This is a genomic window from Nonomuraea sp. NPDC003201 (assembly GCF_053590415.1).
Genome location: NZ_JBSFTC010000348.1, coordinates 1 through 10,729 on the forward strand (window position 1 = coordinate 1; position 10,729 = coordinate 10,729).

General features: G+C 71.5%; 11 protein-coding genes. 5 read left to right on the forward strand and 6 right to left on the reverse strand.

Annotated elements, in window-relative coordinates; genetic code table 11:
* Together ACWDX9_RS53255 and ACWDX9_RS53260 are read right to left on the reverse strand one after the other, a co-directional pair.
* Positions 1-1,626, reverse strand: a 1,626-nt coding sequence (locus ACWDX9_RS53255) for an ABC-F family ATP-binding cassette domain-containing protein (protein ID WP_449969732.1), incomplete at its 3' end; no start/stop codon positions are given.
* A gap of 229 nt (positions 1,627-1,855) precedes the next feature.
* Complete coding sequence (locus tag ACWDX9_RS53260; RefSeq protein ID WP_449969734.1) at positions 1,856-2,377, reverse strand: CGNR zinc finger domain-containing protein; 522 nt, start codon at positions 2,375-2,377, stop codon at positions 1,856-1,858.
* A 25-nt stretch (positions 2,378-2,402) separates the two neighbouring features.
* Between ACWDX9_RS53260 and ACWDX9_RS53265 the strand changes: the two genes are divergently transcribed.
* Positions 2,403-2,576 (forward strand): hypothetical protein, encoded by a 174-nt coding sequence (locus ACWDX9_RS53265; RefSeq protein ID WP_397366244.1) that lies wholly within the window; start codon positions 2,403-2,405, stop codon positions 2,574-2,576.
* 6 nt (positions 2,577-2,582) lie between these two features.
* Here ACWDX9_RS53265 and ACWDX9_RS53270 read toward each other — a convergent pair whose 3' ends face one another.
* Positions 2,583-2,837: a hypothetical protein gene (locus ACWDX9_RS53270; RefSeq protein WP_449969737.1), complete on the reverse strand. Its 255-nt coding sequence runs from the start codon at positions 2,835-2,837 to the stop codon at positions 2,583-2,585.
* A 288-nt stretch (positions 2,838-3,125) separates the two neighbouring features.
* On the opposite strand from ACWDX9_RS53270, the gene ACWDX9_RS53275 reads away from it, so the two are divergent.
* The 3 genes from ACWDX9_RS53275 to ACWDX9_RS53285 are packed head-to-tail and all read left to right on the forward strand — an operon-like array spanning position 3,126 to position 6,465.
* Entirely contained in the window at positions 3,126-4,721 is a 1,596-nt protein-coding gene (locus tag ACWDX9_RS53275) for a CehA/McbA family metallohydrolase (protein WP_449969739.1), read from the forward strand.
* Positions 4,722-4,774: 53 nt separating this feature from the next.
* A complete protein-coding gene (locus tag ACWDX9_RS53280) occupies positions 4,775-5,395 on the forward strand; it encodes a TetR/AcrR family transcriptional regulator (RefSeq protein ID WP_363964086.1) in 621 nt (206 codons plus the stop codon).
* Complete coding sequence (locus ACWDX9_RS53285) at positions 5,392-6,465, forward strand: acyltransferase family protein (protein ID WP_449969740.1); 1,074 nt, start codon at positions 5,392-5,394, stop codon at positions 6,463-6,465. The genes ACWDX9_RS53280 and ACWDX9_RS53285 overlap by 4 nt, the downstream gene beginning before the upstream one ends.
* Positions 6,466-6,482: 17 nt before the next feature.
* Here the strand turns inward: ACWDX9_RS53285 and ACWDX9_RS53290 are convergent, their stop codons facing one another.
* The 3 genes from ACWDX9_RS53290 to meaB form a co-directional block, all read right to left on the reverse strand.
* Entirely contained in the window at positions 6,483-6,881 is a 399-nt protein-coding gene (locus ACWDX9_RS53290) for an acyl-CoA thioesterase (protein ID WP_449969742.1), read from the reverse strand.
* A complete protein-coding gene (locus ACWDX9_RS53295) occupies positions 6,878-8,644 on the reverse strand; it encodes an AMP-dependent synthetase/ligase (RefSeq protein ID WP_449969745.1) in 1,767 nt (588 codons plus the stop codon). The genes ACWDX9_RS53290 and ACWDX9_RS53295 overlap by 4 nt, the downstream gene beginning before the upstream one ends.
* Before the next feature lie 86 nt (positions 8,645-8,730).
* Positions 8,731-9,690, reverse strand: a complete 960-nt coding sequence (gene meaB / locus ACWDX9_RS53300) for a methylmalonyl Co-A mutase-associated GTPase MeaB (RefSeq protein ID WP_185073237.1) — start codon at positions 9,688-9,690, stop codon at positions 8,731-8,733.
* A gap of 111 nt (positions 9,691-9,801) precedes the next feature.
* Here meaB and ACWDX9_RS53305 point away from each other — a divergent pair.
* On the forward strand, positions 9,802-10,729 hold a 928-nt coding region (locus ACWDX9_RS53305), incomplete at its 3' end, for a serine/threonine-protein kinase (protein ID WP_449969748.1).

The window sequence follows — 10,729 nt, forward strand, 5'->3', positions numbered from 1 at the left end:
CCCCGGGTTCCCCCCTCCCCACCCCCGCACCCCCCCCTCGGCCCCCCCCCCCCCGAGCGCCCCCCGGTACGCGTTCAGCGCCTGGGAGAGCTCGCGGACGCTGGCCATGTCCAGGTTGTTCGTCGGCTCGTCGAGCAGGAGCAGCTGGGGCGGCGGCTCGGCCGACAGGAGCGCGGCCAGCGTCGCCCGGAAGCGCTCGCCACCCGACAGCGTGCCGACGGCCTGGTTGGCCCGCTCGCCCCTGAACAGGAAGCGCGCCAGGCGGGCCCGGACGTCGTTCACGGAGGCGGACGGGGCCACGGCGCGCACGTTGTCCACCACGCTCAGCGCGTCGTCCAGGAGGTCGAGGCGCTGTGGCAGGTAGCGCACCGGGACGTGGGCGCCGTGCTCGACGATCCGCTTGAGCAGCGTGGTCTTGCCGGAGCCGTTGGGGCCCAGCAACGCGATCCGCTCGGGACCGCGCACCACCAGCGTCTCCAGCACCACGCCGCGCACATCGCCCTCCGCTTCCTCCTCACCGACCTCGTGGTCCTCCGGCACGCGACGCCGCTCGAAGGCACCGGTTTCGGGAGTGCCCTGGCCCGGGGGCGGGGCCAGGGGGAGGGTCAGGACCGTGCGGCCCGCCGGGACCTCGGTGCCCGGCAGCTGGATGCGGATCTCCGCGTCGTCCCGCACCGCCTGCTCCGCCTCCGTCAGCCGCCCGCGCGCCTCCTCCAGCTTCTCGATGGCCAGGTTGCGCTGCTTGCCCGCCGTCACCTGGGCCTTCCGTTTGAGCGCGTTGGCGACGATCTTCGGCGCCTTCTTGTTCTCGAACGCCTTCCGGCCGGCCCGCCGGCTGCGGTCGATCCGGGTGCGGGCGTCGATGAGCTCCCGCTGCTGGCGGCGGATCTCGCCTTCCGCGGTCCGTACCATCCGCTGGGCGGCCTCCTGCTCCGCGGCGACCTGCTCCTCGTAGGCGCTCAGGTTGCCCCCGTACATGCGCACGGCGCCGTCGCGAAGCTCGGCGATCTGGTCCACCAGCTCCAGCAGCGCGCGGTCGTGGCTGACCACCACCAGCACGCCCGGCCAGGCGGCGACCGCGGCGTAGAGCCGCTCTCGCGCGTCGAGGTCGAGGTTGTTGGTGGGCTCGTCGAGCAGCAGCACCTCGGGCCGTTTCAGCAGCTGGGCGGCGAGCGCGACCATGATGGTCTCGCCGCCGGACAGCGTGCCGACCGTGCGGTCGAGCCCGACGTGGTCCAGCCCGAGCCGGTCGAGCTCCGCGCGGGCGCGTTCCTCGACGTCCCAGTCGTCGCCGACGGCCGCGAAGTGCTCCTCGGCCACGTCCCCGCTCTCGATGGCGTGCAGCGCCGCCCGCGTCGCGCTGATCTCCAGCAGGTCCGACACGGTACGGCCGGCGCCCAGCGGGACGTTCTGCGGCAGGTATCCGATCTCGCCGGAGACGGACACGGATCCGGGCCGGGGGGCCAGCTCCCCCGCGATGATCTTCAGCAGGGTGGACTTGCCCGACCCGTTGGTCCCGATGAGCCCGGTGCGTCCCGCGGGGAACGCGGCGTCGAGCCCGTCGAGCACCTTGGTGCCGTCCGGCCAGCCGAAGGACACGTGATCTACAACAATGGAAAAAGACATAAGGCGGCTCCCGTCACAAAGATCGAAATTTCGTGACTTGGCGGGAAATCACCGCAAACGCGCGCAACACAAGCAGAGGATTCGGGGCGACGAGGATCGCCAGGAGGTCCAGGTGTGCGCGCATGCCCACGACAGGGCGGAACGGCGCGGTGCCCGCGACCTCAGATCCTCACGTCAGCTGCCCCCAGGGCTCGGCGATAAGACGCCCAAAGAGTACGCGACCCCTCGATCACCTCGCAAGGCCACGCGCCCGATGCGCCGCGACGTTGACCCGGTTGGCGCAGGCGGGAGAGCAGAACCGGCGCCGCCCGTTGCGGGAGGTGTCGACGAAGACGATCTCGCACCCGTCGCGGTCGCACCGCCCCAGCCGGTGCCTGCCCGCGAACGACATGGCCATGGCCAGCCCGCCGGCCGTGGTGTCCTTCGCCCTGGACACGACGTCCGCGCTGGGGTCGAAGAAGTGCAGGTGCGGCTCGCGCCCGTCGTGCGCGCTGACGTACGGCTTGGACGCGGTGACGTCGAGCAGATCGTTGATCAGCTTGATCTGCGTGTCCTGGTCCCGCTCCCCGAACACCGGCGACAGCCGCCCCGCCCACACCCGCAGCTCCTCGGCCTGCTCGGCCGTGACGACGGTGCGAACCAGGCGGTGCTCGGTCAGGATCGCCTCGACCGCCTCGGGACTGAAGTCGGTCGCGTTCACCAGCTCCGCCGCGAGGGCCGCCCCGTTGCCGCCGTAAGCGTTGAAATGCATAAGGCCATTACAGCAGATTGGAAGCATGCACTCCGGACACCTGCACGACCCCCTGGCCCTGGCCGTCGTCTCCTCCCACCGCACCTCCGAGGGCACGGTCTCCTACCTGCGGTGTGCCTGCGGCGTGTGGGAGGTGCGCACCTCGGGCATGGTCGCCACCGTCCCGCCCCGCGATCGTCCTCGCGCCGCCTCCCGGTAGCGCCGTTCAGGTGAGGGCGGCGACGCCCTCGTAGGCGCCTTGGCGCGCCTGGCCGGTCACCTCGTACTCCAGGAGCAGCAGGCCGTTCGGCGTGGCCTCGTGGTGGAGCAGGCGGAGGCCGGACGGAGCGCCCACGCCGGTCAGCGGCCGCCGGCCGGTCCGGACGACGGCGGGGGCGATCACGAGGCGGAGCGTGTCCATCTGCAGGCCGTCGGCGAGGTCGAGCCAGTCGGAGGCGCGCCGGACGAACGTCCCGTCCATGTGGGGAACGAGCCAGCCGCCACGGGTGAATCCGCCGCCGGTGTCCTCCTCCGGCGAGCCGGGTCCCTGGCTGACCCCGTCAAGGGGCCCCGCAATAGTTAGCGCAAGGGCTAAGCATCGAGATTCAGACACGAGCGCCAATCAGGACGATTCAGTGCGCCTGAGGGAATACTCAGAAGTACAGATCTTCTCCCCAGGACAAGGTTTCCGATCCCTGGCACTTCTCTCAAGGGCTCGCCTTTCGTGGCCCATGTCACGATGGCGCGCGAGCGACAGAGAGGGGCGCGTATGTGCGCAGTGCACGACAGCTCGGTCATGGTGGACGGCGTGCGGATCGAGCTGGACACCCTCCTGCGCCCCGCCCAGGCGGCCAGGCTGCGGCTGGTGGCGGGGATGCCGTGCCGGTGGAGCGTGACGAGCGAGGACGGCAGCGGCTGGTTCCCGCGCGACACCCCCAGCCGGTACGACTACCACGGCCGCCCCTACTTCCACGGCGACGACATAGTCCTGGAGGTCCCCTGCGTGCCCCTGACGATCACGGTCGCCAGGGGCATGGAGTACGGCGAGGCCAGCCTGGAGCTCGAACCGCAGCCGGGCGAGGAGCGCCTGGTCGAGCTCGCCCCGCCGCGCGTCTACGACGCGGCCGCGCGCGGCTGGTACGGCGGCGACATGCACGTGCACCTCAACTGGGCGGGAGACCTCGTCGGCGCGCCCGCGGACGCCGCCGCCGCGCAGCACGGCGAGGACCTGCACGTGCTCAACCTCCTGGCGGGCAACGTCTCCGGCCGGCGCATCCACGACCGCGAGGCCCTGGAGCACTGGACGGACGTGGACCTGCCGTGGTCCGACGCCACGCACGTGGCCAGGATGGGCGTCGAATACCGCAACGACCTGCTCGGCCACGTCTACGCGTTCGCGCCGCGCGCCGCGCCCGGCCGCTTCCACACCGGGTTCGCGGGGGACGCCGACTGGCCGCCCAACGCAGACGGGCTGCGGGAGTTGCGCGGGCTCGGCGCGCTCGTCGGCTACAGCCATCCCTTCCGCACGCCGATCGCCGACGGCGACCCGCCCCAGGGCATCGTGTCGTCCATGTGGCTCAACTGCTCCGCCCGTGAGCTGGTCGCCGACGTCGCGCTCGGGCTCGTGGACAGCCTCGACGTGCTCACGAACGCCTCGATCCCGTCCACGGCGGCGGTGTACCGGCGGCTGATCGGCGCGGGCAACCGGCTCGCCGTGACCGCGGGCACGGACTCGATGATCTCCTTCACCCGTTCCGACAACCAGTCGAACCCGCCGGGCTGGGCCCGCGTCTACGCCCGGGTCGAGGGCGCGCTGACCGCCAGATCGTTCGCGGCGGCCGTACGCGCGGGCCGGACGTTCGCCACCACCGGCCCCTGGCTGGAGCTGTCGGTGGGCGGTCACGGCCCGGGCCACGTGATCCAGGCCCGCGCGGGGCAGCTCGTCCGCGTCACGGCCACCGCCGTCGGCCCCGAGGTCGCGGCGGTGCGCATCCGCACGGCGGAGGGCGTGCGGGCCCGGGCCGCGCGGCTGACGAACGAACCCGGGCGGGCCCTCGACGAGCCGCTGATCGCGACGGCCGACCTCACGATGGACGCGTCCACGTACGTGGTGGCCGAGGTCCTGTGCGACCGGCACCCCCGCACCCTGGCCTCCACCGGGTACGCCCTGACCAGCCCCGTCTACGTGGAGGTGGACGGGCGGCGGGTCGCCCGGCGCGAGGACGTCGTGTGGTGCCTGGAGTGGCTCGACCTGCTGGAGGAGCTCATCAGGCAGTACGGCCGCCTGACCGGCGTCTACCAGTTCGGCGACCACGTGTCCCTGCTGGAGCAGGCCAGGGCGGTCTACCGGTCCCGGCTGAGCTGAGGCGCGAGGCGACGAGCGTCGCCGTTTCTGGCCGCATGTGTTAAATTTTGGCCATGCGGTCAGAAATTGAACCGGACGGCCAGAAGCGCCGTTCGTTCATCGAAGAGGCCAGGCGCGCGCAGATCGTGGCGTCGGCCGTGGAGGTGATCGCCGACGTCGGGTTCGCCCAGGCGTCCCTTGCGCGCATCGCCAAGCACGCGGGCATCAGCAAGGGCGTCATCTCCTACCACTTCGCCGGCAAGGACGAACTGATGGAGGAGGTGGTCACCCGCGCCTACACGGAGGCCGCCGATCACGTGCTGGCGGCGATGGAGGGCGTGGAGGGGGCCGGCGCCCTGCTGCGGACGTACTTCGTCGCCAACGCCGCGCACATGCGCAAGCACCGCTCGAAGATCCTGGCGCTCGGCGAGATCTTCAACAACCTGCGCGGCGCCGACGGCAAACCCCGCTACGGCGTGCACACCAGCGAGGAGATCTACCGGGCAATCGAGATGATCTTCCAACTCGGGCAGCGCACCGGCGAGTTCAGGGACTTCGACCTCCGCGTCATGTCCGTCTCGGTGTCGGCCGCCATGGACAGCATGTTCGGCTACTGGGCCGCCTATCCCGACCACGACCTCGACGCGCACGCGCGCGAACTCGCCGACCTCTTCGAAAGGGCATGCAGGATATGAAGACCGAGCCGAGGACCCGGCTCCACTCGATCGACAACCTGCGGATCGTGCTGACCGCGCTGGTGGTGGCCCACCACGCCGCGGTCACGTACGGGAACATCCCCCTGTGGTTCTACACCGAGCCCGCCAAGGACCCGTCGGGGGTCGCGCTCGACATCCTGGTGGTGTTCAACCAGGCGTTCTTCATGGGGTTCTTCTTCCTCATCTCCGGCTTCTTCACCCCCGGCTCGTACGACCGCAAGGGCTCGCGCGCCTTCGTGCGGGACCGGCTGGTTCGGCTGGGCATCCCGCTGCTCGTCTTCCTCGTCCTGCTGCGGCCGCTGGTGAACTTCGGCGGGCTCGCGCAGCGCCCGGAGCTGCCCTACTGGCAGTACTACCTGGGCTCGTGGGACCCGGGGCCCATGTGGTTCGCCGAGGTGCTGATCGTCTTCGCGCTGGTGTACGCGTGGTGGCGGAGCCGGCGACCGGCGGCCGATCCGCGCCCCGAGCCGCTGCGGCTCCGGTCGGTCGTGCTGTTCGTCCTGGGCCTGTCCCTCGCCACGTTCCTGTGGCGCATCCCGGTGCCGACCGGCACGTACGTGCCGGTGCTCGGGCTGCCGACGCCGGACTTCCTGCCGCAGTACGTCGCCATGTTCGCCCTCGGGTGCGCGGCCTTCAGGCGCGGCTGGTTCGAGACGCTGCCCGCGCGGGCGGGGCATCTCGGGTTCGTCGTGGCGGGCGTGTCGAGCGCCGTGCTGCTGCCGCTCTCGCGGATGACCGGCGGGCAGCTCTCGTCGGCGCTGACGGCCACCTGGGAGTCGGCCTTCGCGGTCAGCATGATCATCGGGCTGGCGGTGCTCTTCCGGGAGCGGTTCGCCGAGCAGGGGCCGCGCGGGCGATTCCTGTCCGACCACGCCTTCACCGTCTACATCATCCACCCGCTCGTGCTGGTCGCCATCGGCTACGCGCTGCGCCCGCTGGAGGCGGTCGCGGTCGTCAAGTTCGCGATCATGCTGGTGGTGGCGCTGCCGCTGTGCTGGTCGCTGGCGTACCTGGTGCGGTCGCTGCCGGGGGCGAAGCGGGTCCTGTGAGCGAACGGAGTGAATGCTTACAGGACCGACGAAGGAGGCCCTGTGAGCATCGCGGGGAGCGGGGCGGGGTGGCCGTCGCGGACGCACACGTACGTGACCGTGCCGACGGCCACCAGCTCGTCCCCGCGCCGCATCGTGAACGTCATCGTGATCGACGTGGTGCCGACCCTGGCCGGCGCGCTCTCCACGGCCAGCACGTCGCCGAGGCGGGCGGGCGCGTGGTGCTCGCACCCGCTCGCCTTGACCACCAGGTCGGCACCCTCCCGCCGGAGCCGGTCGTAGCCGCCACGGGCCCCGATCCAGTCGAGGAACGCGTCCTCGATGTACTCGTAGTAGCGGGAGGCGTGCATCATGGCCTGGGCGTCGCAGTGCCTCGGCCGCACCGGCAGGTGGGAGATCACGGCGGGATCGCTCACCCGTCGTAGAAGGAGTCGAGGGTCTTGCCGTGGCGCTCCTCGACGGCCTTGCGCTTGATCTTGAGGCTGGCCGTCAGCTCGCCCGTCTCCACGGTGAAGTCCTCCGCCAGGATCGCGAACTTCTTGACCGTGGCGTAGCTGGCCTGGTCGGCGTTGACCTGGTCGATGGCCCGCCCGACCTCCTCGCGCACGCGCGGGTGCTCGCGCAGCTCCTCGGGGTCGGACGGCAGCCCCTCGGCCTGGGCCCACGGCTTGACGACGTCCATGTCGAGCGTGACCAGCGCCGTGACGTAGTTGCGCCGGTCGCCGTGCACGAAGACGTGCGACGCGTACGGGCAGGCCGCCTTGATCCGGCCCTCCAGGTACGTGGGCGCGACGTACTTGCCGCCCGAGGTCTTGATCAGCTCCTTCTTGCGGTCGGTGATGCGCAGCCGTCCGGCCTCGTCGAGTTCGCCGATGTCACCGGTGTGCAGCCAGCCCTCCTCCAGCGCCCCGGCCGTCTCCTCCGGCAGCCCGTGGTAGCCGCGCATGATGCCGCGCCCGCCGATGAGGACCTCGCCGTCCTCGGCGATGCGGACCTCGGTGCCGGGCAGCGGCGGCCCGACCGTGCCGAACTTCACCGACTCCGGCCGGTTGAGGAAGCTGCCCGCCGACGACTCGGTCAGCCCGTACCCCTCCATGATCGTCAGGCCCGCCGCGTCGAAGAACTCGGCGATGTCCTGCGAGAGCGGGGCGGCGCCGGAGATGAAGAAGCGGATCCGGCCGCCGAACCGGTCACGGAGCTTGGCGAAGACCAGGCGGTCGGCCAGGGAGTGCTCGATCCGGGTGGTGACCGGGATGTCCGCCCCGCGCTGGCGGGCCCTGACGACCCGGATGCCGGTCCGCTTCGCCCAGTCGAAGATGCGCAGCTTGATCCCGCCCTCACGGCGCACGGTGGCCACGACCGTGTTGTGGATCTTCTCGAAGATGCGCGGCGCGGCGGCCATGAACGTCGGCTTGACCACGCCGAGGTTCTCGGCGATCTTGTCGAGGCGGCCGTCGATCGCGGTCGGCACGCCGATGTCGATCATGACGACCTCCAGCAGCTTGCCGAACGAGTGCGACAGCGGCAGCCACAGGAAGTGCAGGTCGGACTCGGAGAGTATGCCGAGCCCGCGGACGGCCTCGGAGACGTAGAGCCAGTTGTCGTGGGTCAGCTCCACGCCCTTGGGGCGGCCGGTGGTGCCCGAGGTGTAGATGAGGGTGGCCAGGTCGTCCCGGGCGATGGCGTCCACCATGGCGTCGTAGTCGCCCTCGCCATCGACCGCGCCGCTGAGGGAGGCGAGCGTGACCACCCAGCCGTCGTCGCTGGGCGAGCCGTCGACGACCACGACGTGGGTGACGTCGGGCAGCTCCCTCTGAACGGACCTGAGCTTGGCCACCTGGTCGTCGTTCTCGGCGATGACGATCGTGCTGCCGGAGTCGGTGATGACGAACGCCGACTCGGCCGCCGTGTTGGACGGGTAGATCGTGGTCGTGGCCGCTCCGGTCGCCAGCACCGCGAGGTCGGCCAGGATCCACTCGACCCGGGTGGAGCAGAGGATCGACACCCGCCTGCCGGGCCCCGAGCCCAGCCCGGCCAGCCCCAGGGCCAGCCCGCGCACGCGGTCGCCCACCTCGCGCCACGACAGCGAGGCCCAGCCGTCGTCCGAGGGGAATCGGTACGCCTCCGCGTCGGGGGTCGCCGCGATCCGGTCGCGCAGCAGGGACGGAATGCTGGCCATGCCTGAACCTCCTGGACGGTGTTGACGCCGACTCTAAAAGCAATCCCATCATTTGGGATAGACCAGCGCGCCGCGTGCTTCCCGTCTCAGGGGCGTTTGAAGGCGGACAGGAGCCGGTCGGCCGCGAGCGCGGGCGTCAGCTCGCCCGCCAGGACCTCCCGCTCGACCTCCTCGGTGATCGCCGCCACCTCGGGGTCGTGGCGCAGCTCGGACAGCAGCCGGTCGCGCACCAGCGTCCACGTCCACCCGACCTGCTGCCCGCGGCGCTTGGCGGCCAGGTCGATCGACTCCTGGTGGGTCAGCACGTGCCGCCAGAGCTTGTCCAGCCCGTCGCCGGTGAGCCCGCTGCACGTGAGCACCGGCGGCGGCGTGGAGTCGGAGCGGAGCATGCGCAGCGCGCCCGCCAGCTCCCGCGCGGCCTTCCTGGCGGGCAGCTCGTGCTCGCCGTCGGCCTTGTTGACCGCGATGACGTCCGCGAGCTCCAGCACGCCCTTCTTGATGCCCTGGAGCTGGTCGCCGGTGCGGGCCAGCGTGAGCAGCAGGAACGTGTCCACCATGTCGGCCACCGCGGTCTCCGACTGGCCCACGCCGACGGTCTCGACCAGCACGACGTCGAAGCCGGCGGCCTCCACGACGACCATGGCCTCCCTGGTCGCCTTGGTGACGCCGCCCAGGGTGCCGGAGGTGGGCGAGGGGCGGATGAACGCGGCGGGGTCGACCGACAGGCGGGCCATGCGGGTCTTGTCGCCGAGGATGCTGCCGCCCGTCCTGGTGGAGGAGGGGTCGACGGCCAGCACGGCCACCTTGTGGCCCTGCGCGGTCAGCATCGTGCCGAGCGCGTCGATGAACGTGGACTTCCCCACGCCGGGCACGCCGGAGATCCCGATCCGGCGCGCGTGGCCGGACAGCGGGGTGAGCTCGACGAGCAGGCGCTGCGCCAGGACGTTGTGGTCGGGCCTGGTCGACTCGACCAGCGTGATCGCGCGGGCGATCCACGTACGGGACCCGGCCCGTACGCCTCGGGCGTAGTCCTCCAGCGAGTGCACCCGGCTTACCCCTTTCTTCCCAGTTGATCAGCCTAATCTCTGACAATTCTTGACTTTTGCCAGTAGGGTGCTGGAGTTCTGATCTCAGCCGTCACAGGAGTCACTCCCCTCATGCCCAACGTCGAACCCCTCCGCGAGGGCGACCCGGCAACGGTGGGACCCTACCGGCTGGTCGGTCGGCTCGGCGCGGGCGGCCATGGTGTCGTCTACCTCGGCCAGGCCCGCAACGGAACCCCGATCGCCGTCAAGGTGCTGCGTGAGGGGCTCTCCGTCGACGGCCGCCTCGCCACGGAGATCGCCGCCGCGCGCAAGGTCGAGCCGTTCTGCCTCGCGCAGGTGCTCGACGCCTCGACCAGCGGCAGGCCGTACATCGTGTCCGAGTACGTGGACGGACCCTCGCTCCAGCAGGTCGGCCGGCTCGGCGGGGCGGAGCTGCAGCGGCTCGCCGTGGCGACCGCGACCGCGCTGGACGCCATCCACCAGGCCGGGGTCGTGCACGGGGACTTCAAGCCGGCGAACGTCCTGATCGGGCCCGACGGGCCGCGGGTGGTGGACTTCGGCATCGCCGGGGCGCTCGGCACCGGCGTGAAGGCGACCGGCACCTTCGTCGGCACGCCCGCGTACATGGCGCCCGAGCAGCTCGCCGGGCAGGCGGGCGGGGCGGCGGCGGACGTGTTCGCGTGGGGGTCGGTGATGGTCTCCGCGGCCACGGGGGTGCCGCCGTTCGGGGACGACTCGCTGCCCGCGGTGATCAACCGCATCCTGAAGGACGAGCCGCGCATGGGCGAGCTGCGCGGGCCGGTACGCGAGATCCTGCTGGCCTGCCTGGCCAAGGATCCCGGCTCCCGCCCCGCGATGCGTGACGTGCTGCTGCGGCTGACCGCGCCGTCCCGCCAGCAGACGGCCCCGTACCAGACCCAGCCTCACCGGCCCGATCCCCCGCTGGCGGCCTGGCAGGACACGCCCGACGCCACCCTCGACCAGGACACGCCGCCGCGCCGGGCCCGCGCCCAGGAGCCGGCCGCGGAGCAGCCCGCGG

Bases quoted from the DNA above. Each gene is read 5' to 3' on its own strand.
- ACWDX9_RS53260 (WP_449969734.1), bottom strand. From the start codon at position 2,377: ATGCATTTCAACGCTTACGGCGGCAACGGGGCGGCCCTCGCGGCGGAG.
- ACWDX9_RS53265 (WP_397366244.1), top strand. From the start codon at position 2,403: ATGCACTCCGGACACCTGCACGACCCCCTGGCCCTGGCCGTCGTCTCC.
- ACWDX9_RS53270 (WP_449969737.1), bottom strand. From the start codon at position 2,837: ATGGACGGGACGTTCGTCCGGCGCGCCTCCGACTGGCTCGACCTCGCC.
- ACWDX9_RS53275 (WP_449969739.1), top strand. From the start codon at position 3,126: ATGTGCGCAGTGCACGACAGCTCGGTCATGGTGGACGGCGTGCGGATC.
- ACWDX9_RS53280 (WP_363964086.1), top strand. From the start codon at position 4,775: ATGCGGTCAGAAATTGAACCGGACGGCCAGAAGCGCCGTTCGTTCATC.
- ACWDX9_RS53285 (WP_449969740.1), top strand. From the start codon at position 5,392: ATGAAGACCGAGCCGAGGACCCGGCTCCACTCGATCGACAACCTGCGG.
- ACWDX9_RS53295 (WP_449969745.1), bottom strand. From the start codon at position 8,644: ATGGCCAGCATTCCGTCCCTGCTGCGCGACCGGATCGCGGCGACCCCC.